23 protein-coding genes and 1 tRNA gene are annotated in these 26,966 nt (G+C 47.8%); 14 read left to right on the top strand and 10 right to left on the bottom strand.

Annotated features, from left to right (window positions below):
- Positions 1-69: 69 nt before the first annotated feature.
- The 6 genes from menA to J0L70_RS10805 all read left to right on the top strand — a co-directional run bounded on the left by menA (position 70) and on the right by J0L70_RS10805 (position 5,340).
- Positions 70-969: a 2-carboxy-1,4-naphthoquinone phytyltransferase gene (menA, locus tag J0L70_RS10830; RefSeq protein WP_287454499.1), complete on the top strand. Its 900-nt coding sequence runs from the start codon at positions 70-72 to the stop codon at positions 967-969.
- Positions 969-1,850, top strand: a complete 882-nt coding sequence (locus J0L70_RS10825; protein WP_287454497.1) for an o-succinylbenzoate synthase — start codon at positions 969-971, stop codon at positions 1,848-1,850. The genes menA and J0L70_RS10825 overlap by 1 nt, the downstream gene beginning before the upstream one ends.
- Positions 1,835-3,241 carry a 2-succinylbenzoate--CoA ligase gene (locus tag J0L70_RS10820; protein WP_287454496.1) on the top strand — a complete coding sequence of 469 codons (1,407 nt, stop codon included), beginning with the start codon at positions 1,835-1,837 and terminating at the stop codon, positions 3,239-3,241. Before J0L70_RS10825 ends, J0L70_RS10820 begins: the two co-directional genes overlap by 16 nt.
- A 62-nt stretch (positions 3,242-3,303) precedes the next feature.
- On the top strand, positions 3,304-3,636 hold the full coding sequence (locus J0L70_RS10815) for a ribbon-helix-helix domain-containing protein (protein WP_017286476.1): 333 nt from the start codon (positions 3,304-3,306) through the stop codon (positions 3,634-3,636).
- Between the two features lie 72 nt (positions 3,637-3,708).
- Positions 3,709-3,790, top strand: a tRNA-Leu gene (locus J0L70_RS10810).
- Between the two features lie 74 nt (positions 3,791-3,864).
- Positions 3,865-5,340 carry a CoA-acylating methylmalonate-semialdehyde dehydrogenase gene (locus J0L70_RS10805; protein ID WP_017286475.1) on the top strand — a complete coding sequence of 492 codons (1,476 nt, stop codon included), beginning with the start codon at positions 3,865-3,867 and terminating at the stop codon, positions 5,338-5,340.
- A 59-nt stretch (positions 5,341-5,399) separates the two neighbouring features.
- Here J0L70_RS10805 and J0L70_RS10800 read toward each other — a convergent pair whose 3' ends face one another.
- The gene (locus J0L70_RS10800) at positions 5,400-6,074 is read right to left on the bottom strand and encodes an FHA domain-containing protein (RefSeq protein WP_017286474.1); all 675 of its coding nucleotides are present in this window, start codon (positions 6,072-6,074) and stop codon (positions 5,400-5,402) included.
- 372 nt (positions 6,075-6,446) lie between these two features.
- On the opposite strand from J0L70_RS10800, the gene smc reads away from it, so the two are divergent.
- The 3 genes from smc to J0L70_RS10785 all read left to right on the top strand — a co-directional run bounded on the left by smc (position 6,447) and on the right by J0L70_RS10785 (position 11,880).
- On the top strand, positions 6,447-10,151 hold the full coding sequence (gene smc, locus J0L70_RS10795; RefSeq protein ID WP_287454492.1) for a chromosome segregation protein SMC: 3,705 nt from the start codon (positions 6,447-6,449) through the stop codon (positions 10,149-10,151).
- Between the two features lie 92 nt (positions 10,152-10,243).
- Entirely contained in the window at positions 10,244-11,386 is a 1,143-nt protein-coding gene (locus J0L70_RS10790) for a PRC-barrel domain-containing protein (protein ID WP_287454490.1), read from the top strand.
- A gap of 89 nt (positions 11,387-11,475) precedes the next feature.
- Entirely contained in the window at positions 11,476-11,880 is a 405-nt protein-coding gene (locus J0L70_RS10785) for a DUF8632 family protein (RefSeq protein WP_071596144.1), read from the top strand.
- On the opposite strand, the gene J0L70_RS10780 is transcribed toward J0L70_RS10785, so the two are convergent.
- On the bottom strand, positions 11,787-12,266 hold the full coding sequence (locus J0L70_RS10780; protein ID WP_287454487.1) for a methylmalonic aciduria and homocystinuria type D protein: 480 nt from the start codon (positions 12,264-12,266) through the stop codon (positions 11,787-11,789). The two genes, J0L70_RS10785 and J0L70_RS10780, sit on opposite strands and share 94 nt — an antisense overlap.
- A gap of 61 nt (positions 12,267-12,327) precedes the next feature.
- On the opposite strand from J0L70_RS10780, the gene J0L70_RS10775 reads away from it, so the two are divergent.
- From J0L70_RS10775 to J0L70_RS10755, 5 genes are all read left to right on the top strand, one after another.
- Positions 12,328-13,275 (top strand): DNA-methyltransferase, encoded by a 948-nt coding sequence (locus J0L70_RS10775; protein WP_199329188.1) that lies wholly within the window; start codon positions 12,328-12,330, stop codon positions 13,273-13,275.
- Entirely contained in the window at positions 13,208-14,557 is a 1,350-nt protein-coding gene (locus tag J0L70_RS10770) for a hypothetical protein (RefSeq protein ID WP_017286468.1), read from the top strand. The genes J0L70_RS10775 and J0L70_RS10770 overlap by 68 nt, the downstream gene beginning before the upstream one ends.
- An 81-nt stretch (positions 14,558-14,638) precedes the next feature.
- Positions 14,639-15,889, top strand: coding sequence for a GNAT family N-acetyltransferase (locus tag J0L70_RS10765; RefSeq protein WP_190647232.1), 1,251 nt, complete (start codon positions 14,639-14,641; stop codon positions 15,887-15,889).
- On the top strand, positions 15,890-16,321 hold the full coding sequence (gene ruvX, locus J0L70_RS10760) for a Holliday junction resolvase RuvX (protein ID WP_190647230.1): 432 nt from the start codon (positions 15,890-15,892) through the stop codon (positions 16,319-16,321).
- Between the two features lie 99 nt (positions 16,322-16,420).
- Positions 16,421-18,091 (top strand): sensor histidine kinase, encoded by a 1,671-nt coding sequence (locus J0L70_RS10755; protein WP_287454484.1) that lies wholly within the window; start codon positions 16,421-16,423, stop codon positions 18,089-18,091.
- A 95-nt stretch (positions 18,092-18,186) separates the two neighbouring features.
- On the opposite strand, the gene J0L70_RS10750 is transcribed toward J0L70_RS10755, so the two are convergent.
- The 8 genes from J0L70_RS10750 to J0L70_RS10715 all read right to left on the bottom strand — a co-directional run bounded on the left by J0L70_RS10750 (position 18,187) and on the right by J0L70_RS10715 (position 26,861).
- Positions 18,187-18,498, bottom strand: a complete 312-nt coding sequence (locus J0L70_RS10750; RefSeq protein WP_190647226.1) for a DUF3181 family protein — start codon at positions 18,496-18,498, stop codon at positions 18,187-18,189.
- 57 nt (positions 18,499-18,555) lie between these two features.
- Entirely contained in the window at positions 18,556-18,864 is a 309-nt protein-coding gene (locus J0L70_RS10745; RefSeq protein WP_017286463.1) for a 2TM domain-containing protein, read from the bottom strand.
- Between the two features lie 161 nt (positions 18,865-19,025).
- A complete protein-coding gene (locus tag J0L70_RS10740) occupies positions 19,026-20,087 on the bottom strand; it encodes an anthranilate phosphoribosyltransferase family protein (protein ID WP_287454483.1) in 1,062 nt (353 codons plus the stop codon).
- 82 nt (positions 20,088-20,169) lie between these two features.
- Complete coding sequence (locus J0L70_RS10735; protein WP_287454481.1) at positions 20,170-21,096, bottom strand: LysR family transcriptional regulator; 927 nt, start codon at positions 21,094-21,096, stop codon at positions 20,170-20,172.
- A 118-nt stretch (positions 21,097-21,214) separates the two neighbouring features.
- Positions 21,215-21,997 carry a 3'-5' exonuclease gene (locus J0L70_RS10730; RefSeq protein ID WP_268183477.1) on the bottom strand — a complete coding sequence of 261 codons (783 nt, stop codon included), beginning with the start codon at positions 21,995-21,997 and terminating at the stop codon, positions 21,215-21,217.
- 77 nt (positions 21,998-22,074) lie between these two features.
- Positions 22,075-23,523, bottom strand: a complete 1,449-nt coding sequence (locus tag J0L70_RS10725; protein WP_036045359.1) for a DEAD/DEAH box helicase — start codon at positions 23,521-23,523, stop codon at positions 22,075-22,077.
- A 234-nt stretch (positions 23,524-23,757) separates the two neighbouring features.
- Positions 23,758-25,110, bottom strand: coding sequence for a 30S ribosomal protein S12 methylthiotransferase RimO (gene rimO, locus J0L70_RS10720; protein WP_287454477.1), 1,353 nt, complete (start codon positions 25,108-25,110; stop codon positions 23,758-23,760).
- 278 nt (positions 25,111-25,388) lie between these two features.
- Positions 25,389-26,861 (bottom strand): beta-barrel domain-containing protein, encoded by a 1,473-nt coding sequence (locus tag J0L70_RS10715; RefSeq protein ID WP_287454475.1) that lies wholly within the window; start codon positions 26,859-26,861, stop codon positions 25,389-25,391.
- Positions 26,862-26,966 lie beyond the last annotated feature (105 nt).

Below are 26,966 nucleotides of genomic sequence, written 5' to 3'. Positions count from 1 at the left end.
GGTTCAAACTCAAATGGGAGACTGGAAATCGCTTGCTCATAAGCTTTTCAGTAATTAGGAGATGAGTGGATGACCTTGCGATCGGTTGAGCCTTCTAAGAAAAAACTTTGGTATGCCGCAATTAAACCGCCGATGTATAGCGTTGCGGTCATGCCAATTTGGGTGGGATCTGCGGTGGCTTTTGCAGAGACTCGATCGTTGAATCTTCTGGTATTTTTTACGTTTCTAATTTCTGCAATTTTGATTCTGGCTTGGGAAAATCTCAGCAATGACGTGTTTGATTCTGAGACAGGAGTCGATGTCAATAAGGCGAATTCGGTCGTGAATTTGACTGGAAATAAGTCGCTGATCTTTTGGATTTCCAATGCTTTTTTGGTAGCGGGATTATCGGGAATTTTGGCGATCGCGCTGATGCAGGGTGACTTTACCGTGATTGGGTTAGTGCTGGCCTGTTGTGCGATCGGTTATATCTATCAAGGACCTCCATTTCGATTGAGCTATCAGGGTTTGGGCGAGCCATTGTGTTTTGTGGCGTTTGGTCCTCTCGCATTTTCGGCGGCTTATTATAGTCAGACTAAAGCTTGGTCAGGAACGAATTTAGCGGCTTCGATCGGAGTGGGAATTGCGACGAGTTTGATTCTGTTTTGTTCGCATTTTAATCAAGTCGAAGATGATGCAGCGATCGGGAAAAAGTCTCCGGTGGTTCGGCTTGGCGCGAAGCGCTCTGCTCAGCTTCTTCCTTGGATTTGTGGCAGCTTTTATGTGTTGACCATTCTATTTGTCATTTTGAAACTGTTCCCAGTTTGGACGTTGCTCTCGCTGCTGAGTTTTCCAGTTGCGAAAAGGCTATGTCATACAATCGGTTCACAGTATCATCAACCCCATAAACTCTTGCGTTGTCGATTAATTGCGGTTGAATTGCATTTTTGGTTCGGATTGCTATTTGGGTTAGGATTTCTGTTCCTGTAATGCAATTTGAATTTCGACCTTATCAACGACGATTTCGCCAATCTCTCAAAACACATTATGGAGAATGGTCAGTTCGGGAAGGAATTTTAATCCGATTAGATGATCGCTTTGGAGAAATTACGCCACTGGAGTGGTTTGGCTCAGAATCGATGCAAGACGCGATCGAGCTTTGCCAATCTGCTCCCCGTGACATCGATCTCGATTGGATTCAGCAGATTCCGTTTCCAGCGTGTCAATTTGGATTTGAGTCGGCGCTTAATCCAGGGCAATTCCAAGCAATGCCTCAGAGTGCTTTGATGTCTGATGAATGGCGATCGCTCTGGGATCAGGGCTATCGAACGTTTAAATTGAAAATCGCGATCGCTCCAATCGAAATCGAAATCGCAACAGTCCAAGCCTTACTGGATCAATTACCGCAACATGCAAACTTAAGACTCGATGCAAACATGGGGTTAACGGAATCTGAAACGCATCAATGGCTCGAATTCTGTGATCAATCCAGAATTGAATTTATCGAGCAGCCGATGCGAACCGATCAGTTTGAAACCATGCTGAAGTTGAGCCAGATGTATCGAACTGCGATCGCATTAGATGAGTCTGTCTCAACTTTGGCTCAATTGAAAGCGTGTTATGAGCGAGGCTGGCGCGGAATTTTTGTGATTAAACCAGCGATCGCAGGTTTTCCTTCTCAACTGCGCCAATTTTGTCGAGAACATCAACTGGATACGGTTTTCTCAACGGTTTTTGAGACTGCTATCGGTCGTCGGGCAGGATTACAACTGGCAGCGGAACTGAGCCAGCGCGCCGTTGGATATGGGACAACGCATTGGTTTGATGAACTGAATAGCGAAGACTTTGAGGAGTTATGGAACAGCCTTTAAGTCGATTAGAGACGTTTGATTTTGTAGAGCGTCAACGGGTTCAGGAAATCGCTGAACTGCGGTATCGAGAGTTATTGAAATATGAGCGTGCGATGCCTCCGGCACACGCGAGCATGACCGTATTTTTATGCGATCGAGATCCAATTCAATGGATGGCAGGATTTATTGCAGCTTGTTCTGTGCCTTGTGAACTGTTTCTTTGCAATCCAGATTGGGGCGAAACCGAATGGAAACAGGTGTTTGAATTGGCTCAACCGACTCTGATTTGGGGAGAACCTAGGTTTGTGGAAGGCTTGGAGAATCGCCCCCTAAATCCCCCAAAATTGGGGGACTTTGAATGTCGAGAATTTCCTGATTTCAAAGTCCCCCAGAATGAGGGATTTAGGGGGCTGAAGCCGACTGAAGCTCAGCACGAAGCGCTGCTGATCATGATTCCGACTGGAGGCACTTCTGGCAAAATTCGGTTTGCAATTCACACTTGGAACACTCTCACTGCTTCTGTTCAAGGATTTCGCCAATATTTTGAACTTGATCGCATTAACTCTTTCTGCGTTCTCCCGCTCTATCACGTCAGCGGTTTAATGCAATTGATGCGATCGCTGCTCACAAACGGCACATTCACGCTTCAATCCTGGAAAAATCTAAACACCGACTTCGATCCGCAAAACTTCTTCATCTCTCTGGTTCCGACTCAACTCCAGCAATTGATGCCTCATGCAGATTGGCTCGCCAAATTCAGAACCATTTTGCTCGGAGGCGCACCCGCTTGGTCAAATCTCCTTGAAGACGCACGATTGAAACATCTTCCGATCGCCCCAACTTACGGGATGACCGAAACTGCTTCTCAGATTGCAACGCTCAAACCTGCTGATTTTCTCAAGGGTGTTCAAGGGTGTGGGCAAGTTTTACCTCATGCAGAAATTACGATCGCTCATCAAAAACTCTTAATCCGCTCAAAATCCTTGATGCTTGGGTATTACCCGAATCTCGATCAGCCTGAAACCTTTGAACCTGACGATTTGGGATACTTTGATGAACAAAACTATCTCCATCTCATCGGTCGTGACAGTAACAAGATCATTAGCGGCGGTGAGAACATTTTCCCGGCAGAAGTGGAATCTGCAATTCGATCAACCAATCTTGTCCGAGATATTCACGTTTTAGGAATTCCGGACGAAATCTGGGGACAGAGCGTGACGGCAATTTATGTTCCTGATGATGAAACGGTTACGTTTGAAGAGATTAAAACTGCCTTAAAATCACACTTAACTTCATTCAAAATTCCTAAACGATGGATCGCTGTCGCTCAGATCCCACGAAGTTTGCAAGGAAAAATCCAGCGCCATCGCATCGAAGCAATTCTGGATTTACATAAAAGATCTGACAGTTGACGAAATCACGTACTACACTTGTATTATAAATCTGACAAACCTATTCCAAAAGGAGACCGTTCATGCATACCTTAACTCGCACCAGCACAACGGAAATGGAAGTGACGAGCATCCGTTTAGAGCGTGAGTTGAAGGAGGAGCTAAAAGCACTTTCTGGCAACCAAGGCTATCAAGCGCTCATTCGCGACATTTTGTGGAACTATGTGCAACAGCGATCGGGCAGCTATTCCCCCTCTCTCTCATCCGCCGATGTGCGTGCCACTCTATCTGCTACCGCTCAAACCGACGATCGCTGCGCCCTTACTGGCAAACCTATCCGCTCCGGCGAGAACATACTCTTGGGACTCACGATCGAAGGCAATCTTATTCCTCTCAGTCTGGGCAGTCTGCCTTAACAGCATTTTGTCGGGATGAGGAGAACAAATTGTTTCCTTTCTCCTTATCCCTGTTATAATATTTCTCATTGCGCGGATGTGGCGGAATTGGTAGACGCGCCAGATTTAGGTTCTGGTTTCGCAAGAAGTGAAGGTTCAAGTCCTTTCATCCGCATTTTTCAATCTATTTCAGGTAGCTTAATCCAACGAAGTTGCGGCAAGATCTTCTCATAGAAGTGAGGAACCGATATGACGCACTCTTCGATCGTTCAAAACTATATCAATGGCGAATGGTCTATTCCCGAAACTGAAACTTATTTAGAAGTCAGAAATCCAGCCACGATCGAAGTTTTAAGTAAAGTTCCGCTCTCGCCTGCGCGTGAAGTCGATCGAGCCGCTCAAGCTGCTCAAACTGCATTTCAAACCTGGCGACGCACGCCCGCGACTGAACGCGTGCAGTATTTATTCAAGCTCAAGGCATTGCTCGAGGAGCATTTCGAGGACATTGCCCAGACGATTACACTCGAATGTGGCAAGACGCTTGCAGAATCCAAAGGCGAAATGAGACGCGCGATCGAGAATGTCGAGGTTGCCTGTGGAATTCCCATCTTAATGCAGGGCTATAACTCAGAAGACATTGCGCGTGGCATTGATGAACATATGATTCGCCAACCGCTGGGAGTCACCGCAGTCATTACACCGTTTAACTTTCCAGGTATGATTCCATTTTGGTTTATGCCTTACGCGATCGCATGTGGCAACACCTGCATTATTAAGCCGTCTGAACGGGTGCCTCTGACCATGCAGCGCATCTTTACTTTGCTCGAACAAACAGGCTTACCTAAAGGCGTAGTCAATCTGGTCAATGGAGCGAAAGAAGTGGTCGATGCTTTGCTCGATCATGCCGCAATTCGATCGATTAGCTTTGTCGGATCGACGGGAGTCGCGAAATATGTCTATAGTCGGGCAGCCGCAAATGGGAAAAGGGCACAGTGCCAAGGTGGCGCGAAAAATCCCGTAATTGTGCTACCGGATGCAGATATTGCGATGACAACGAAAATCATGGCAGATAGTGCTTTTGGATGTGCAGGACAACGATGTTTAGCTGCTTCAATTGCCATTACAGTTGGCAGTGCAAAATCTACTTTTACAGATGCGATCGCTGAAGCTGCAACCTCGCGCCAAGTTGGGTTTGGACTAGATTCTGGCGTACAAATGGGACCTGTAATCACTCATCAAAGTAAGACCCGAATTGAAACCATCATTCAACAAGCAGAAACAGAAGGTGCAACTGTTTTAGTCGATGGTCGAGCACCCAAAATTTCTGGATATGAGCAAGGTCACTTTGTTCGACCAACCATTTTGCAGAACATTGATCCGGCAGGTGAAATTGCTAAAACTGAGATTTTTGGACCAGTGCTGAGCTTGATTCATCTCGATTCAATTGATGACGCGATCGCGCTGATCAATCAAAGCCAATACGGAAACATGGCTTCCCTGTTTACTTCTAGTGGAGCTGCAGCCCGAAAATTCCGCTACGAAGCTGAAGCGGGGAATATCGGAATTAATATTGGAGTTGCAGCACCGATGGCATTCTTTCCGTTTAGTGGTTGGAAAGAAAGCTTTTTTGGGGATTTGCATGGTCAAGGATGGCAAGCGATCGAATTCTTCACCCAGACGAAAGTGATTGTCGAACGCTGGCATGACTGGACACGACAGTTTTAAGAGATCGATGCAGCCCAAACCCGATGCGAGATTCAGACAGAGTTTTCTTTTTAGGGGCGCTATTGAGGCACGTTGAAGGAGATCTCTTCCTGCAACTCTGAAAAGTCAATAAATTCTCTGTTCCGGGATTCTGCATCATTCAGACGGGCTAATACTTCAGGATGCAGGGCTTCTGACGCGCGTTCTTGCACGCTTGTAAAGAAGAAAAAGCGAGTACTACCGACGCAGAGGCAATCCCCATCCTGAAGGCGCTGGCGCTGTTGAACTCTTGTTCCGTTGATGTACGAGCCATTCATGCTATTGAGATCAACGAAGTAGAAGCCTTCATTCACAACATAGAGAATCACAGCATGACGACGAGAAAGCTTACGATCCTGTAGGGGCAATGCTGCCGATCGATTACGCCCGATCGTCCAAACCATTTGCGGTTGTTTAAGACTCATCGATTCACTTCTCAGCAAATTGGTGACGAGCCATGCCTGTTGACCCGACACAACACCTTGAATATAGCGAGGTTTCGCTTCTGGAGTGACCGGAGACTCGATCGCGGATTTCGCTTCTTCAAGATCGATCGTCAACGTTGGGCTTTTGGCGATTTGCTGTTCTTCAGGGTTTTCCTCATCTAGCTGTTCTTCCAGTTCTTCCCAGAAGGATGCGAGGGCATCCGGAGATTGATTGGTGACAGCAGAAATCGCAGAATGGCGATCGTCAGGGCTATGAAATGCTTTTATCATGAGGCTTTCCCAAAAACAGGTCAAATCTGAGGTAGGTCTACTGATCTAGATTTCCCCGGATTGGGAAGAGGGAGACGATTTTGAATTTTGGATTTTCAATTGGGAGACCAGAAAAAGGACCTTTCCTGATTGATTCTGCACCTGTGACTGAATTGTAAACGCTGGCGATATGTGAGTCTCGATCGCTAAAATACGCTAACGCACGGGAAAATCACCTTGACAATCTGATCGATCGCAGTAGAATTGCACAAATCCGTTTGATTTTTTGTAGATCAGACGTTCTAAGTGTGCTATCTATTATAGAAATTCCGCTAATTTAGCTCACTTGTTTGATTCCGGGCTACACTAAACACTGTTTTTTACTGACTCCCTGTGTACGTTAAGCGTGTTGAACTAACAAATTTCAAGTCTTTTGGCGGCACAACGCCGATTCCGTTGCTGCCAGGGTTCACCGTGATCTCAGGTCCAAACGGATCAGGGAAGTCAAATCTACTGGATGCATTGCTCTTTTGCTTAGGGCTAGCAGGCTCAAAAGGGATGCGGGCTGAGCGATTGCCTGACCTGGTAAATCATGCACAGGCCACGAAAGGGCGAGCAACCGTCGAAGCGGCAGTGACAACAGTATTTGATCTATCAGATGAATTAGATCTGTTTAATGCTCTCAGCAATCCAGATGAAAGTAATATCGATGTTTCATTGAATGAGCCAAGTCAGAGTTCGGCAAATGAACATCATGAGAATGGTCATGTCTCTGCACCAGATGTCGTTTATGAATTAAACGGTTCTGAAAATGGTAACAGCAACGGCGAAATTAACGCAGAGTGGAAAGTGACTCGTAAATTGCGAGTAACACAGCAGGGAACGTATACGTCAAACTATTTCATCAATGATGAACCCTGTACGTTAACAGAACTGCATGAGCAGTTGAACCGGATGCGGATCTATCCTGAGGGATATAACGTTGTCTTGCAAGGGGACGTAACTCGGATCATTTCGATGAACGGGCGAGAACGTCGTGAAATCATTGATGAATTGGCAGGAGTTGCTTCATTCGATCGCAAAATCAACCAAGCGAAAGACAAGCTCGATGCCGTAAAAGATCAAGAAGATAAATTTCATATTGTCGAGCGTGAATTGATCGAGCAGCGCGATCGCTTAGCTCAAGATCGGATCAAAGCCGAGAAATACAAAAAACTGCGCGCAGAACTTCAAGCGAAAGAGCAATGGGAAGTCGTTATCCGTTACGAACAAGCCGCGCAAGGCGTTCGCAAATTACAAGAGCAAATTCAATCCGATGAAACAGCGATCGCTGATTTGACTGAACAGCTAGCAGCACTGCAACTTGAAATCAATCAAGTGACTGCTGAATTAGAGAAACTGAATGCACATGTGCGATCGCTCGGTGAAGAAGAACAAATCGCAGTGCAATCGACCCTCGCAGCGCGAGAAGCTGAACTGCGCCAGTTAGAACGTCAACAGCAAGACTTGCAGAAATCAAGCCAGGATTTGATTGCGACTTTATCCAAAGCGCAGCAAGACCTCCAGGAAAACATGCAGACCTTGGCAGCGCTGACCCGTGAGAAAGAATCCATCGAAACCCAAGAGCTGATTGCAGCAACTCAGAAGCGTGATCAAGCCAAGGCAGTACTTGAGCAGAAACGCGAACAGGCAAATGCTTCGGCTGCCAATGCAGAGGCTTGGGTGCAAGAACAAACTCAATTGCACCATCACATCGAGACCTTGATCAAGGCTTTGGAGCCGCAACGGTCTGAACAAGCTGGATTGAGAGAGAAAACCAATCAACTCGATCGCCAAGTTCAAGAGCAAACAGAAGCCCTCAGAACAACTACAGCCGAATTGAATCAGCAGCAGATCGCAGCAGCAGATATCACTCAACGATTTGCAGCCGCGACGCAGCAAGTTCAATCGATGGCGCAAGCGCTCGCGGAAGTTGAACAAGAGTTGCAGATTCAACAAGAAACTGAGAAACGATTACTTACTGAACAACGAGATAAGCAACGCGCCTTAGATAAATTAGAAGCCCAAACGCAAGCAGTGCAAGAAGCACAAGGCACTCAGGCTTCACAAGTCATCATGAAAATGGGACTATCTGGAGTGTGTGGCTTAGTCGCCGAACTCGGACAGGTGACTTCACGCTATCAGCTTGCCTTAGAAACCGCTGCGGGTGGACGACTGGCAAATATTGTGGTCGAAGATGATGCGATCGCGGCAGCAGCGATCGATATTCTCAAACAGCGTCGGGCTGGACGAGCCACATTCTTACCGCTCAATAAACTCAAGCCGCCTCATATTCCCAATCGTGCCACGATGCGATCGATGCAGGGCTGCATTGATTATGCGATTAATTTAATCGACTTCGAGGATCGCTATTACGACGTATTTGCTTACATCTTCGGTACAACCGTTGTCTTTGAGACGCTTTCTGATGCTCGGCGACATATTGGGCAATATCGGATTGTCACCCTAGATGGCGAATTACTCGAATCGAGTGGAGCAATGACCGGGGGAAGTAGCGGTGCTCGATCGTCGTTACGATTTGGCAAAGGTCAAGCCGCAGAATCACCGGAAATCGCAGCATTAAAGCGGCGACTGCAAGAAATCGATCAGATTTTGGGACATTGTGAAAGCTCGATCGCGAAAGCAACCATTCTTCAGAAAGACCGCACCAAATTTCTCAGCGATGCGCGTCAACAACACGCAGAATTGAAAGTCAAAGCGGATCAAGCCAAAGTCGAACTCGATCGCTTGGAAAAACAACAAATTCAACTCACCCAGCAGCTTGAAACCAATCAAAAAGAACTGGCAGCAGCGCAAGTTCGCTTACAAGTCTTAGAGTCGGAACTTCCAGTTCAAGAGGCGAATTTAGCCCGGTTAAGAACGACCTTGGCGGAATTAGAGCAATCGCAGTCTCATAGCGAATGGCAGCAAATTCAAGCGGGCATTCGGGAATTAGAAACCGATCTGAACCAGAAAGAGGGAGATTTAAGAGCGATCGAACAACGCTCCCAAGACCTCGAAACTCAGAGAAAGCTGTTACAAGAAAAAATCGAGCAGGGACAGATCCGAATTCAGGAATCTCGAACCCAGCAAACTCTGCAATTGCAGCAGCAATCAGAAAATACAAATCAACAAACTGCCGTCAATACCCAGATCACCGAACTCAAAGCCACACTTGCTGAACTCGATAAAACCTTAGGCGAAGAACGACACAAACGCGATGCGGTCGATCGACAGCTCCGCGAACTTCAGAATCGCCAGCAGCAGCACATTTGGCAACGTGATCAAACGCTAGAAACTCAGCAATCTCGTCGAGCTAGCCTCGCTGAACAGCAAGCAGCCCTCGAAGCCCAACGCGCCGAACTGCCTGATCCGGTTCCTGAAATTCCCGACAATGCCACTCGCGATCTCGGACAACTTCAGCATGAACTCCGTTCGATGCAAAAACGCCTTCAGGCAATGGAACCTGTGAATATGTTGGCGTTAGAAGAATACGATCGCACCCAAGCCCGTTTAGACGAACTCACCGAAAAACTCGAAACGCTACAAGAAGAACGTACTGAGTTGCTGTTAAGAATTGAGAACTTTACCACTCTGCGACAGCGCGCCTTCATGGAAGCTTATGAAGCGGTCGATTTGAACTTCCAGAAGATCTTTGCCACCTTATCGGACGGCGACGGACGCTTACAGCTTGAAGATCCTAACGACCCATTTAACGGCGGATTGAACCTGATCGCTCACCCGAAAGGCAAACCTGTGCAACGGCTTGCCTCCATGTCTGGGGGTGAAAAATCTTTGACTGCTCTGAGTTTCATTTTCGCCCTTCAGCGGTATCGTCCCTCCCCGTTCTACGCGTTTGACGAGGTTGATATGTTCCTAGACGGAGCAAACGTCGAGCGATTAGCTAAAATGATTCAGCAGCAGGCGCAACAAGCTCAATTTATTGTCGTGAGTTTGCGTCGTCCGATGATCGAACGCGCTCAGCGTACAATCGGAGTCACTCAAGCACGAGGAGCCTTTACCCAAGTCCTGGGTATCAAACTTCCTCAAAGTGTTTAAGAATCGGATCACGTTCGGCATTCCGTATCGTTTGATCCTTCATATGGTTTGATAATTAGAAAAAAGCGTAAATAGACAGGATTCGGGACTCAATGACAGAAGAATTTCGCCAACGCTCCGACATACTTGGAACTCAGGTGATTACACGCACCACAGGCAAACGGCTTGGCGTGGTGAGTCAGCTTTGGGTGGACATTGACAGCCAAGCGGTTGTTGCCCTCAGTTTGCGCCCGAATCTGTTCTACGGCACTGCTCAACCGATGATGCTCGATAGCATTCGCCAGATTGGGGATGTGATCTTAGTCGATGACGAAGATGTGATCGAAGATGTCGATCTTGAGGGCTACAGCAATTTGATCGGATACGAAGTCATTACTGAAACGGGCGAACTGCTTGGAAAAGTTCGAGGCTTCCGATTTGATATCGATAGCGGCAGATTAGATGCATTAACGATCGCATCAATCGGGCTTCCACTCATTCCCGATCAAGTTGTCAGCACCTACGAACTCTCGATCGATGAAATCGTCAGCAGTGGTCCCGATCGCCTCATCGTCGTCGAAGGCTCGGAAGACCGCATGAATCAACTCAGCGTCGGCGTGCTTGAACGTCTCGGCATTGGTCGTGCCCCCTGGGAAAAAGACGAACCGCAATATTTGGCTCCAGCCCGTCCTGAAAATCAGCTTCCTTCGGGTCAGCCTACTCAAGTAAATGTGCAGCCACGCATTCAACAACCCGTTGAAGAAACTTGGAGCGATGACGATTTAGGCTATGACGACGAGCCGCGTTATCGTGAACCGATTCCGATCGAGCGAAATCAAGAACCTCCGCGTCAGCAATATCGCGAAGCGCAAGCCTATCCACCGCCAGAAGCGTACGAAGAAGACGAAGAAGACGAATTGGATAACTGGGGCAGTTTGGCAACCGTCGATGATGAAGAGGATAATCTCGACACCAAATCAACCTGGGTAGACGAAGAGGAAGAAGAAGCGATCGTTGTAGATTACACCCCGGTCGTGGATACAGAACCGGGAACTCAACCGACTCCAGACAGCTTTGAACCCGGCAATCTCGATGAAGATCCTTGGGCAGAACAGCCTCAAGCTGAAGCCGAAGAGGATGAAGACACGCTAGAAGTCCCGGCTGAAGACACAGAGGATGAATCTGAACGGATTCCGCTCAACATTCCTGAGAAGTCGAAACAAAAGCAACCCGAATATGAAGAGGAAGGCTACTAAGCTGATCTCTCATGTCTACCGTGGGGTAGGTATCTTGCCCACTCAAATCCAGAGGCAGGCAAAGATGCCTGCCCCACTGTTTATTTCATATGTCAAACAGCTCTGAACTCACGTCTACTTCCACATCTCATCCATTTACTCATGGGCACACTTTTTCCAGCCCCGGTGGACATTTTACCTATCGCGTAATTGGCGCTTGCTGTCGCTTATTCGATCGAGAACAGCTTCCCTACCCCTGCTGCCGAATCGAATGGCGTGGAAAAGAACCCAGTTGGCGCAGAATTGGACGACGGTTTATTGTCGATTTGGCAACTCGCAACAGTCCTTCTTACAGCGTCGAAATCGTCGGACGTGAGGCGCACGAGCCAATCGTCATGACGTTGTATTGGTGCAAACTGCCTCAGCCTCTCAAAGAATGGTGGCATTCCAGCAAACCTGCGACGATCGATTCAACTAATTCTCGACTTGCAGAAGACATCAAAATCGAAGGATAAACGGCACTGCCCCATCGGGGATGAATCACGGTGAAGCAATTGCCGATCGCTTTTGTTGCATATCCTAATGTCGATCTCACAACCGCCACATCATCGAGCCGCAAAGACCCGGATTCTGACAAAATCGGCAACCCCGTTTTCGGATCAAACAAATCCGCTAAGTGCCCTTGTTGGCGGAGCATTTCTGTCACTTTCAAACCAAAAGAGAGAAACCGCGATCGCAACACTTGCTTTTGATGATCCGCTTCCGGGCAGTGTTCTGTTAACTCGCGATCGGCAGGCTGTAGAACCACCACGATCGAGCGAATTGGATCAGACCAATCTGGCAATAACTTCTCAGAATGCTGACAAATAAATTCGCTCGGTGGATGGACAGAATATTGCATCACAAAGTAAAAAGAATGAATCGATCGGATATAGTGCTAATGCACCATTTTTCTGTTAGATATGCCGCAGTTTGAATCGGCTATTGATCATCTTAAATCGCTTGATCATACAGTGACCCATTCAGGAAAAGAAATATCATCTCCTAAACTTTTCTACACCCATGATAACGGTCAGCTTTGGCTCGGCGATGCGGTTGAATGGCTGAAATCACTACCTTCTGAGTCGATCGATTTAGTGTTTGCCGATCCGCCTTACAATCTTAAAAAAGCAGAATGGGACAGTTTTGAATCTCAGAAATTGTATCTCGAATGGTCACTGCAATGGATTGAACAAGTCGCCCGAATTCTCAAGCCGACAGGAACGTTTTATATTTGTGGCTTTTCTGAAATATTGGCTGATCTAAAACTTCCAGCGTCACAGTTTTTTCAAGGATGTCGCTGGTTGATTTGGCACTACAAAAATAAAGCGAACTTATCAAATGATTGGGGTCGATCGCATGAAAGCATTTTGCATTTTCGCAAATCAAGAAAATTCACCCTATCGATTGAGAACATCCGCACTCGTTACGGCGAACATACCCTGAAATATCCCGACCATCCGCAAGCCGAAACCAGCCAATACGGCAAGGGTAAAAAAGTAACAAAGCTTTGGCAGCCTCACCCAAAAGGCGCAAAGCCTCGCGATGTGATTGAAGTGCCAACCACCTGTAATGGCATGAATGAAAAAACACCCCATCCCACCCAAAAACCTGAAGAATTGGTGAGAAAATTCGTCTTGGCTTCTTCTCAAAAAGGCGATCGCATTCTCGATCCGTTCCTGGGTTCCGGCACAACTGCAGTCGTTGCCGAACAACTCGGACGGAACTGGCTCGGTTGCGATCGACACGCAGAATACTTAAGTTGGGCGATCCCCAGAATCGAATCGGCTAAAAAACAATCCGATGAAGCATGGTTTTGGGAAGACCGCAATCGCGAAGAACGACGTTCAAAAAATCGCGAAACATCATAATCTTGTATGGCAATATGTTGACGATCGTGCGCGTCACGTATATCTTTTTCTGGCAACGGTACAAGGAGCTTTTGTGGTTATTCTAATTGGCATTCTCGCTGGTCTTGTCGGATTCGTTCTGCTCGTCTTGTTGCTGCTCGAAGCTCAATATTGGCAGCGTCCAAGCAATACACTGGAGATGACCTCGGGCAAATGGGAACTCGCAGTCTACGAACCCCAGCGATACGTTCTAGTCGGTCAGATCGAATTGACCAATTTAACGCGCCGTTTAGAAGTCATGGCTCCTACGGTTCATGCAGAAGTTCAACTCCTTTCTTCGGGGAGCCTAGAGGGGATTCAAGTCAAAACTCGGATCATTCCCCGCTTCCAAGGCGCAGAACCTCGCAATGATGGCTATTGGGAAGCCCACATCATTAAGAGTATGGGACATGACCCAATCGAAGTGATTGTCGAAATCGAAGGCGCCAACCTCAGCGAATTAAAAGTCGCTTGGATTCAACTGCATTACGTTTCCTATGGCTCTCGAGGTCGATTCCCCAAAATTCGCCATGTCATCGTGCCCCTGAAGTTCCCGGCAGTCGAAGACTCAAAACGCTGGCGACCCGCACAAAATGCTGATGTGTTGCCGATTAAGACCCATTTGCTGACGCACTTAGATGATCCCGTGAGTGTCGTGAAACGGTATGTCATGCCTCATGCTCAACCCGGGGATATTGTGACGATCGGTGAATCTCCGATCGCGATTATGCAAGGTCGTTACCGCCATCCCAGCGAGATCAAACCCGGTTGGTTAGCAACTCGGCTGTCTTACATGTTCCATCCGACCTCCAGTTTGGCGACTGCTTGCGGACTGCAATCGCTGATTGATATCGAAGGCGAAGCACGGGTACTGTTTGCATTTATTGTTGGCTCGATCGCGAAAATTTTTGGGGTGAAAGGCATGTTCTACCGCCTCGCAGGTGAACAAGCGCGATTGATCGATGACGTGACTGGAACAATTCCGCCCTATGACCAATTTATCGTCATGGGTCCTGAAAACTCTCAGGAATTATGCGATCGCATTCAGCGAGAAACTGGGCTATCTGCGGCAATTGTGGATGTGAACGACTTGAAACGAGTTAAAATATTAGCAGCATCGTCAGGCGTATCTACGTCCTTGCTGCATCAAGCTCTCATCAGCAATCCTGCTGGGAATGCCAACGAACAGACTCCTGTAGTTCTGATTCGTCCGACCGATACCTTTACAGAACGCGCTACTGTTGGGCTGCAATCGGCAAAATAACCTTAAATAAATACCCCTTAAGGTTTACCTAATGCCCTTGCCCAACGCTTAACCTGGGGTTGAATTGCTGCTGATATCCTTATGTCTCGACTTCCTCAGAAGACTGCTTCCGTTGTCATCCGTCCTGTCCAATATCGTGATCTCGATGCGATTGATCAACTTGCTCAGCAATCGCCAGAAATCAACTTGCCCCACTGCTCGACCGTGCGCGAGAAAACGGTATCGCTGCGGAATTGGTACGGAGTTCTGAAGGTGCTCAGCCTGTTTCCCAATCCTTTTCAGTCGCTCTCCTGTGTGCATGTGGCTGAATTGAATCAAAAGATTCAGGGCATGATTCGAGTCTCGCCTTTTAATCGGACAGGCAGCACTTGGAGAGTCGATCGCGTCATGGTCACTCCTGCGATCGTGGAATCTGACCAGGCAGAAGCACAAGTTCTCACGAAAGTCGATGTGGGATCGCTGCTCATTCGATTCTGTCTCGAGCGAATTTGGCAAGCGCGAACCTGGGTTTTAGAAATTGATGTCAACGACAAGTCAGCCTTAGATCTGTATCGCCATAATGGATTTCAACCTTTGGCGAATATGACCTATTGGTCGATTTCGACCGAGCAACTTCAGACGCTAGCTGAGCGTGAGCCAGACTTACCGAATTTGCTGCCCGTCAGTAATGCCGATGCTCAACTGCTGTATCAGTTGGACACAATGGCAATGCCGCCTCTGGTACGGCAGGTGTTCGATCGACATATCCAAGATTTTAAGACCAGTGTATTTGGCAGCTTGGTCGAGTGGGCAAAGCAGATTTTGACGCGCACTGAAGTTGTGAGTGGATATGTGTTTGAGCCGCAGCGCAAAGCGGCAATCGGATATTTCCAACTACGACTCAGCCGCGACGGTTCACAACCGCATACGGCACAGCTCACCGTCAATCCTGCTTACACCTGGCTCTATCCTGAATTGATGGCGCAGATGGCGCGGATTATGCAGGATCTCCCGGCTCAAGAATTGCAAATTGCATCACCGGATTATCAACCCGAGCGTGAGGGCTATTTAGATAGCATTGGCGCAGAGCGGATTGGACATACGCTTTTGATGTCTCGCTCAGTTTGGCACAAAGTTCGAGAAACAAAATCGATCGCAGAAGGATTACAGTTGGCAGAGATGCTGCAAGGCTTGCAGCCTGCCCGAAAGCCGGTGCCAGGACGAATCTCGATGATGAAATCGACGAAAATTACGTCTCCAGATCAGCCAGAACCAAAGTCTGAAACGCCAAAAAATGTGCAAGAACTGCTCAAGATGGCTCAAGACCCGCACCGTGAAGATCCCTGTTGCTAAATGGAAAGAGTTGCAGCCCTTGGACTAGATGTGGGTCAGAAACGCATTGGAGTTGCGGGCTGTGATGGAACAGGATTAATTGCCACAGGGCTAACCACGATTCGGCGCAAATCGTACTCGCAAACGATCGAAGAACTGCGTCAAATCGTAGTCGATCGCCAAGTTGAAATTCTGGTGATCGGCTTGCCTTATTCAATGGATGGAACCCTTGGGAAACAAGCCATCCAAATTCAGAAATTTGCTGAAACGATTTCAAAAGCGTTATCGTTACCGTTTGAATTTATCGATGAGCGCTTGACTAGTTTTGAAGCAGAAGAATCAATGAAAGCGGCGCGGATTTCGCTGCGAGAAAATAAGGAATTAATCGATCGTAAAGCTGCCGCTATCATTCTTCAGCAATGGCTGGATCAGCGAAGATCGACTCGCATTTAGTTTTTCTACATTTCAAATGAACTGCGGATCTGCAAAAACTTCTGGGCATGTTGAGAAATACGAACTTATTTTCATTTCTAACCCTGAAATGAAGTTTATATGCTTACGCGTATCAATTTACAGACGAAATTATTTTTTGCCTTTTTGGTTCCAACGTCGATCGCCTTGATCGGGCTTGCAAGTAGTTCCAGTACTATCAATCGATTGCTGCAAAGCACGGCTTATCTAAGCCAAACGAGTCTGATCAAAGCCAATGGACTCTGGAAAATGATTGAAGGGCGATCGCAAATTGCAGCCGCACAAAATACTCTACTTCAGCATGAACTTTCTCAACAGGAGCGCACCGTTGCCCTGAGCCGAATTGAAACCGCCTGGGAACAAATCAACCAAGGCATGACCCAGACGCTGCGATCGTCAAACTTTGAAGGGACACTTCAATTTGAGCAAACCTTTCTTTGGGATTGGCAGCGGTGGAAGCAATCCCATGAAAAATTTCTACTCAAGGAGAACACATTTCATCAGTTTGGAATCGCTGACCCACGGCAAGAGCAGGCAAGTTTATCCCTAAAGCCATTCGATGCATCCAAAACGAAGAAGATTGCAGCCGCTCTCAAAGCGCGTAAGCAACTCCTAGATGCCAAAGGGCAGGAAAGCTCCGACTTTCAAGCGACTGAATATCCACTCGCCACGCTGCTGAACGATAGTCAAAAAATTGCTGCACAGATTCAGCAGAATGCAGTAGAAGACGTCAACATCACCCAACGCTGGTCAGGATTTCTCATGATTTTACTTCCTGCTATGGCAGGGGCTGTGGCTTGGGTTTTAAGTCGATCGATTGCTCAACCGATCGATCAACAAATTCGCACGATGATCGAAGATCTCGAAACTGCTAAAGATACGCTTGAAGAAAAAGTGCAGGAACGCACTCAACAACTAGAGCAGACTGTACAAGACCTCACCCAAACTCAACTCCAACTAGTCCAAGCTGAAAAAATGTCGAGCCTTGGAGAGCTGGTCGCGGGAGTTGCTCATGAAATCAATAATCCCGTCTCTTTCATTCACGGGAATTTATCCTACTTACAAGAATATACTGACAATATTCTAGACTTACTCAAACTCTATCAAGCGTATTACCCAGAACCAGCTGCAGCGATTCAAGCTGTGGCAGAAGAGTCTGACCTAGGATTCATTCAGTCGGATTTACGAAAAATTTTGGGTTCGATGAAATTGGGAACCGAGCGCATTCGAGAGATTGTATTATCGTTGCGAAATTTTTCTCGGCTCGACGAAGCTGAATTTAAAGCGGTCGATCTCCATGAGGGGATTGAAAGTACGCTACTCATTCTATGTCATCGTTTGAAGGCATCTCCTGAACGCCCAGAAATTCAGATTCGGCGAGATTATCGTGAACTGCCGAAAGTTGAGTGCCAAGCTGGACAACTCAATCAAGTCTTTATGAATATTCTGAGCAATGCGATCGACGCACTCGAATCAACTTCCCAACCTCAAATCACGATCCGCACCTCAGTCGTTGGAGAATCGGTCGAAATTGCGATCAGCGATAACGGCACAGGAATTTCCTCAGAAATCCAGCAGAAAATTTTCAACCCATTTTTTACGACAAAGCCTGTAGGGAAAGGAACAGGAATGGGAATGTCGATTAGTTATCAATTAATTGTTGAGAAGCACCACGGCAAATTAGAGTGTTGCTCAACAGAAGGAGAGGGGACAGAATTTCTGATTCAGATTCCGATTCGACAAACTACATAAGACTCTAGCTTCGACAAGATAGTCAATAGAATTCAGACGCCCTTCAATCAAGTCCATCAGAAGCGGACTCACCATTCTTTGCCTAATACCGTCTGCTACAGATTGCGTTGAAACTCTTCCAACGTATCGATCAAGCTGACTTGGCACTGCATAGGAAGTAGATCGAGCAAGGGAATTTCGCGTTTCCCTCCGCCAACTTTCACCAGAATGCTTTGGACAATGTTCAGCACGTCATCTTCTTGAATCGCTGCCCCACTCGAGACAAGCGGAAAAAGCCGTTCTGCTAAAACCGTATGCAAATGAGCATCGTTGAGATAGAGATGCCATTTTGCAATGTCGATATACACTGATTCACCGATTTCAGCAGCTAAGGCTTCGATTGTTTCTGAAGTTGTGGAGTTTGCCATAAGACTTTTTCAGGGTTCAACTTTCAAACCATACTGAATCTACGATGCCAAATTCTCCTATCTCTTGGGTGATTTTGAGGGTTTCTCTTTAGGTTTAAAGCCTTTCGGTTGAGAAGTGGCGACAACAGGTTCAGAGTAGTCTGCGATCGCAAAAATATAAATCGCATGCGCCACTAAGACACTAGCCCAAGCACCTGTCACCCAAACTGACCATGACCAATCGGCTTTTTGTAAAATTCTGAAAAACCACATGCCAGAGTTTGCAGCCGCAAATAAAGCAACATGCGTCGCAAACGTCATACGATCGTCGAGTTGGCGATAGTCTGCGTCTTTACGATCAGGGATTCGAGACCAACGAGGAGGCATAGCAATTTCATAAGCAACGCCTCTATTTTAGCGAGGTGTGTGAGCGTATAGCGAGTCTGTTTGAGTTGTAAGGACTAAAAAAGGTGGGGAGTAGGGAGTAGAAGATCCTCACTCCCCACTCCCCACCTCATATGTAGGACTACTATAGACTGCAAGGCTTTTTAATTACTGAGAACTGAGCGACACGCTTCGATCGCATGAATCACCTGCTGTAATTTCCGCTCCGCCTGTCCTAGTTCTAAAATCGCCTGCGCTTGCGAAAATCCTGATTCAAGACTCGTGCAGGCTCCGGCTCTCCAGAGATAAAATCCACAATTCCAAATGGTCGCTTGCATCAGTTCCGAAGGCTCACCTCTCATCGCTGCCCGCATCTGATCGATCAGATCCTCATTCGAGACTAACGGCAATTCTTTTGCGGCAAATCCATAATCGCGAGGAACTAACGTTAAGCGATCGAACTTTTCTCCCGCTGCCATCCCAATGATCGCCGTTCGATCGCGCGGCAAATCACAACTGCCTTCTAATCCCTTGACCGTAGTAAATAATGTGGTTCCTCGCAGCGCAAAGGCATCGCGAAACATGCCTTCAGTCGGCGGATGAACATACCCACAAATCAAATGCGACTCGCCTGCATACGGATTCCACATCAATTCCAGCGTCGAAAACGGCGGACGCTTGCCAATTTGCTCTCGATACTCCACCAATCCTTGAGCCAACGGAAAATGATGCGGCAAGTAGACAAATCCTAATCCAGTTTGCTGCAAAATTGCGTGAATCTGTTCCAGCGACACGGTTTTCCAATTCACGCCTAACCCATCCCAAAGCTCAATCAACGGAACGCCTTCTTTGGTTGGCATGCGATCGCCGCCGTGCAGTACAACTGGAACTCCTGCTGCTGCTAAAACGATCGCAACAAGCGGACTTAAAGGCGCAGTTCTCGATCGACCATCATAGGGGTTACACATCACCATCACTGGGATCTTGGATGTGATCGGGGGCAGCTTTTTGCCTAACGCATCATAGGCATCCAACATCCCGGCTAGTTCTTCACCCGTTGGGCGCTTGATGCGATGAGAAATCATAAATGCCCCAATCTGAGCCGGGGTTGCTTCTTGCAGCAGCATCAAGCGAGTCGCAGTTGCCGACTCTTGGCGCGTCAAATTTTCGCTTGTATGCGGCCCACTGCCAACTTTTTTAAGTAACTCCCGGAACTCGTAACTCATAGTGCTTGCCTACAGAATGAATGAACCGCTGCAACCTTCCAAAGGGTTCCACAATACCAGATTGTTTCCTGCTCAAACGCCTTCACACGATCGCACTCGGACTTCGCTTCAGAAATGCAGGATGCATGATTTCCTGCACCAATGCCCGAAATCGTTGAATCGGTGGAATTTGCAATCGATCTTGCGTCGTCACCAACACCACTTGTCGCACTAAAACCGGATCGCTAGTCGATCGAATCACTAAAGTCGAATCTAAATGCACATCCTGAATCGCGCCTTGCGGTAACAAAGCAATCAATTCTCCCTGCCGCACAACACCGCGAAATGCATCTAAAGTATTCAGCTCCAAAGCTGCTTTCAACGTAACTCCTTGACGCTGAAACTGCTCTTGGACAAGCCGTTGCATTCCGTATCCATCTTTGAAAACAACTTGCGGATAGCGAACCAATTCTGACCAAGGCACTTGATCAAATTTCGTCAAACGATGATCGGCTGCCATCAGAACCCGAACAGGCTCGTCGTAAAGAACATCTACAACCATTTCTGGACTCGCAGTGAGAAAGCGGTTATTCATCACGATCGCCAAATCTACCAAGCCATCTTTCAGGACTTTTAACGCGCGATCGCTCCCTAACGAAGTGACGCGAAGCTGAACGTCAGGATAGTCCTGACAAAATTGCTGCAACACAGGCGGCAAATGAAACGCACAGACCGAATGAATGGCTGCAACACATAGTTCTGGCTGTTTGCCGCATCGCAACTCTTCCAACTCACTGATGGCATTCTGCCATTCCTGGCAAATTTTGCGGGCGTGAGGTAGAAACTGTTCTCCCGCGATCGTTAATTTTGCCTGAGTCGTCCGATGAAACAGCGGCATCCCTAAATCAGCTTCCAATGCCTGGAGTTGACGGCTAATAGTCGATTGAGTGACCGCACATTTTCGGGCAGCCTGTTGAAAACTTCCGGTTTCAACGATCGCCAAAAACGCCTGCAATTGCTCTAGACGCATGACTTCTAACCTGAGTCACAGTTCTGTGACCTTAGCGGATCTAGATACGAAGTTTAGTAAGAGTTGATACCGTAACAAGATTGAATCTGCATTTCTTTTAGTTCTGCTATTTTACCGTTCAAGACGACAAAGAAAGTTGGTGCTTTTGCCAATAAAGACGCTCAACATCTGCACGGCGATACAACGGTGTTCCGGTTCGAGAAATATAGGGTTCAGCACCCGCTTGCTCAAGCCGCGATCGCACTGATTTTTGCGAGCCGCCAATCAGTTTGGCAGCCTCACTCGTCGAAAGAAGCTGCTGTCCAATTTTCGCTAAAACCGCTTCATCATCTTCATTTGCAATCTCTTTCAAGAGCATTTCTGCAAGTAGCCAACATGCCATCGTGTCTGCTTCCGCGCGATGCGATGCGCCAACTGGAAACTGAAAATGTTTAACCAAGTTCGGCAAACTCCGAGAAGGCAACTCTGAGAGCATCAAGCGTGCAAATTGAACAGTGCAAAACTGCTCGGATTGCGATCGATAAAATGGAATCCCCAACCGCGCATATTCTGCTCGAATAAACGGATAGTCAAATCCAATATTGTGAGCCGTTAAAGTTCCCTGCTCGAACAAGGGCAAACACTTGAGCCACACCTCATCCGGCGGCGGTGCACTATCCACCATGTCTTGCGTGATGCCCGTAATATTCGTAATGATCGGCGGAATCAACACGCCAGGATTGATCAAATACGTTTCTTGATTCAGAATGCCGTCTTTCAAATTTGCATTCAGAACCGACACCTCGATCGCTCGACTGCGAGGCGGTTTATGCCCAGAGGTTTCCAGATCAACGACGGTGAGAGTCCGCTGGCTCAGGTCACGATAGAAGGCAAGCAAATCTGTAGAAAGAACAACTGGCATAAAGAAGGTTCAAAAGCTCTAAGACTCCGACTTCTTAAAGAAGTCGGAGTCTTTTATACACAGGAATCTATTGTAGATTACTTCGATCGTGCCGCAGGATGACGACGCTGACCAGAACTACCTGAAGCAGAATGTCCTCCAGAAGGTCTAGAACGCTTCACAGGCTTCTGCTTCGCACCGCCTCTCGAAGAAGCTTCTTCTTCAGGAGTCGGATCAGTCCCGATGGTAATCCAAGCGGGACGAGTGCGATCGTAGATCATCTGCAATGCCGCCGCCGCGATCGTATGCGGTTCGTAATCTTCTGCCAACTGAGACACAATCGGCAAGAACGATGCGACTCGCTCTCCTGCTAGCGTCTCGCGCACTTGAGCTTGCAGCTTATCTAAGTAGCGAGCTTCAATTTCCGCACGAGTCGGAACTGGCTTAATCTCTAAGCGTTGGCGAACGTGATTTTCGATATCGCGCAGTTTGCGACGATCCAGCGGATGCACCAGCGAAATTGCCGTGCCTTCTTTACCCGCACGACCTGTCCGACCAATCCGGTGCACATAGCTTTCAACGCTATCCGGCAAGTCGTAGTTGATCACATGGGTCAAGTTATCCACATGGATTCCTCGTGCCGCGATGTCGGTCGCGACCACCCATTTGATCTGCTGCTGGCGGAACCGGAGCAATAGCCGTTCACGTTGGCTTTGGCTCAAATCACCGTGGTATTCATCCACACTATGTCCAGCGGCTTGTAATTGGCTGGTCAATTCTGCGGCTGCCCGACGAGTTCTCACGAAGATAATTGCGGCTTCGGGATCTTCCAATTCGAGAATCGGTAGAATTGCCCGAGCTTTTGTCCATCCGCGAGGAATCGTGTAAGCAACTTGATTAATGCGAGAAGGAGCGGCTTTGGGTTGTTCGATCGTCACCGTCACCGGAGAGCGCAAGAACTTGGTGACCAACTTGCGGATCGAAGGTTCCATCGTTGCCGAGAAGAACGTCGTTTGACGTTCAACAGGCGCTTGATTCAAGATCTTCTCAACATCCTGAATAAAGCCCATGTTCAGCATCTCATCTGCTTCGTCGAGAACGAGCCAGCTGAGATTATCGAGTCTTAGATCACCACGACCGAGCAAATCAATCACTCGACCGGGAGTTCCGACGACAATTTGAGCGCCACGACGTAAGCGATCAACTTGTAGATCGATCGATTGTCCGCCGTAGATCGTGACGACTTTAACTCGACGATCGTCAGTGAACGTACGAATCGCTTGGCAAACTTGCATCGCCAATTCGCGAGTCGGAGTCAGAATCAGCGCTTGGACTGTGGGGGATTTTGTATCAATCCGCTCCAGAATCGGAAGCCCGAACGCCGCAGTTTTCCCGGTTCCGGTTTGTGCTTGACCGACGACATCACGCCCAGCGAGTAAATGAGGAATGGCTTGGGCTTGGATGGCAGTCGGAGCAGTAAATCCGAGTTCTTCGAGATGGCGAATCCGGTCTTCAGACAGTCCGAGGCTATGAAAAGAAAGGGTCATTGAGTCTCCTGTAAAAGTCATGGTCGTGCGCCATCAGAGGCAACATTCTCGACCTCAAGACGGTCTTTTCATAAACCAAAACCGTCTGAATCGGGTCGCAGTTCGAGCCGAACTACGTGTTAATTGCCAACTTTAAAGGCGCGGGGAAAAAAGATGAAAAGCTAGAAACAGTGAAGGTCTAACATTTCGGTCAGTCTATGCGACAACGGGAACATCGTCGTTTCAACACAGCGATTAAACAGTCATTGCAGGCAGTTGGATCAAGTCCGCAGCCGTGGCAATTCGACCATACAAGTCGTAAATGTCTGCGTCTACGATCGTCACTGGCACAATCGTGCCCAACGCCGCTTCACCTTCGACATATACGAGTCCGTCCACATCAGGAGAAAATCGAGCTGATCGCCCAATCCGTTCTCCGGTCTGCGGATTTTCTTGTTCGATCAAGACATCTACAACTTTGCTAATCTGCGCACGATTCTGTTTGAGAGAAATCGCTTGCTGGAGCTGCATCAAGGCATCTCGACGCGCATCCATTACCTCTTGGGGCAGTTGATTGGGCAAGTTGTAGGCGGGAGTGCCTTCTTCAGGAGAGAAGGTAAACACTCCGACATGATCAAATTCGTGACGCTGAATGAACTGCTTGAGATGTTCAAAATGTTCATCGGTTTCTCCAGGAAATCCGACAATCAGGGTAGTTCTCAAGACAGCATTCGGGATCTCAGCTTTGAGCCGCTCAATGATGCCGTCGTTGACTCGACCTTGCCAAGGGCGATTCATGGCTCTGAGCACTTCCGGGTGAGAATGTTGCAGAGGTAAATCGAGGTAAGGGAGAACGTTCGGCGTTTCGCGAATCGCTTCGATAACTTTCGGGGTCAATCCGGTCGGATAAGCGTAGTGCATCCGAATCCAAGGAATGTCCACTTTTCCAAGGGCGCGCAACAGTTCGGCTAACTTTGGCTCACCGTACAGGTCAAGTCCATAGTTGGTGGTGATCTGCGAGATTAAGATAATCTCTTTCACGCCTTCAGAGGCTAAATGTTCAGCTTCTTGGACAATCGATTCAATCGTGCGCGATCGCTGGTTTCCACGCAGATGCGGGATAATACAAAACGCACATCGATAGTCACATCCTTCTGAAATCCGGAGATAAGCAACGCCTTCAGTCGTAGTGCGATAGCGAGGGGTCGTCTCATCTGCGATGTAAGTCGGTTCTTGTGAAACCTCTTTCACACGCTCTCCAGCTTCTGCCCGTGCAATCACATCAACGATTTTGTGATAGTCGCCTGTCCCAACGAGGGCAACGGCTTCGGGCAGTTCATCTAAAAGTTGTTCCTGAAAGTGCTGCGCCATGCAGCCTGTGATCACAATTTTTTTGTCAGCTTCCGCTAATTCGACCAGTGTCCGCACTGATTCTTCCCGTGCGGCTTGAATAAAACTGCAAGTATTGACAATAACATAATCTGCCAACTCTTCGTCAGCATCAACTTGATATCCGGCTTCAGCCAGTAAACCAAGCATATGTTCGGTATCGATTCGATTTTTTTCGCAGCCCAAATGAGAGAACGCAATAGTTGGCTTGTTGCCCATGTAACTTCGGAGGGGGTAAGTAAGTCGATCGGAATCCTGAAAAATCGCAGCGATAGCTCCTAGTCGGTTAGCTCGATCGCTCCGGGAGTTTCCTCACGTTACTTCCGCTCGAAGGTTGAGGGGAGTGGTCAGACGCAATCGTTTCGCTACACTATGGTCTATCATAGCGCAGATGTGAAATATTACGTTCTGTTAAATTAAGATTTTTTGCATAAGTCTTGAAAAAACCAAAAAATCGAGGATCCAAGCAGATCCCCGATTCCTGAAACGGTCGAGAATTAGCGAACAGAGAAGGCTTCGTTAAACCGCTTCGTGACGGGTTCAGTCAAGAAAGACAGAATCGATTTCTTCCGAGTCACGATATCCGCCGTTCCCGCCATCCCTGGGGAAAGTTCCACATCTTTGCCGCGCACTTGGATCGCCTTACGATCGATTCTCACCTTAGCTGGAAAGACCGGGCCTAGATCTTGCCCATTCGCATCTTTTTCAACGACCGCATCTGGACTCACAGAAACGAGTTCGCCTTCAATGATGCCAAACTCTTGATATGGGAAAGTTGCAAGTTTGACTTTCGCTTTCATTCCCGGACGGATAAAGCCGATATCTCGGTTGAGAATCTTCACTTCCAGAATTAAGTCTTTGTCTTCAGGCACGATCGAGAGCAGTTCCTCACCTTGCTGAATCGGACCTAATGTGGCTTTCTGGTTGTACACCACACCTGTGAAGGGTGCGGTTAAGGCTTCACGATCTTTGCGCTGCTGAGTTGCAACGGCGATTTCACCTTGTTTGCGAGTTAATTCTTCTCGACGCTGTTTTAACTGAGTCAAGACTTCTGACTGGCGCTGAGGTGCTAAGCCCATTGCGGTACTTTTCGCAGACTCAAAAGCTTGTTGAGCTTGGCGAATTCGGTCTCGCTGCGCGTCAATTTCTTTTTCCAGCGAAACAATCTGTCCTTGGGCTTCGTTGATCTGATTCACAGCACTGGTCAACTGTTGGCTCGCTTGAGTGACTTGAGCGGCTGCATTCAGAATCTCTAAATGGGGAACGGCTCCCGTATTTTCGAGCGATCGTAAGCGTTGGCGGCGTTCTTGGGCAATCTCCAAATTTGCGCGCGCATCAGCTTTGCTGGCTGTCGCATTGGTCAATGTGGCACGCGCATTAACCAGATTCTCTTGAAACCGTTCTAGACGATTTTGAGCTTCAGAAATGGTTGCGCTTTGCCGATTCGCTTCTGCGATCGCTGCATTTTGCTTGTCACTAAATTCACGCTGACGCGATGCAATCAACTGATCTTGTAATTCGTTGCCAGTCGAAGCTTTCCCTTGACTTTCTGCTTCTAATCGGCGAATGTCTTCTTGAATTTTTCTCGCGTCGTTCTGCAAACTCGCGACATTGGTTTCAGTCGCACCTGGATCAATCTCCATTAAAGTTTGCCCTTTTTGGACAATCTGTCCAGGCTTCACATTGATCTTCGTAATCGTCCCCACACTGGGAGCGCGGAAGGGTCGAACCTCAGTCGAAGGAATTAATTTACCCTGGGCATTCGCGACTTCTTCCACTTCGCTAAAGTGTGCCCAGCCAATCGTGCCTAATACAAGAACACTGATACTGCCTGCCATAAATCGGGTGTAGACCGGGGGCAGTTCTTGGACAGCTTTGCCCAACTCATAAGAAAGGGAATCTTCAGGGTGAGCAAGCTGGTGACGAAGCTGCTTAGATTGCGCGGGACTGGAGGCAAGAGAAACTCTCATAGTAGTGTCTGTGAAGGGGGGGCGATCGCGGAACTTGGTAAATAACCCTTAAGCCAGGGATAGATGCCAGCAGGCTCTATTAATATTTATCCTAAACTGCCCGAA

This window comes from Leptolyngbya sp. UWPOB_LEPTO1, from assembly GCF_017302695.1.
GTDB classification, from domain to species: Bacteria; Cyanobacteriota; Cyanobacteriia; order Leptolyngbyales; family Leptolyngbyaceae; genus Leptolyngbya; species Leptolyngbya boryana.
The sequence above is the reverse complement of the archived record's forward strand: the minus strand, read 5'-3'. Positions and strand labels throughout refer to the sequence as shown.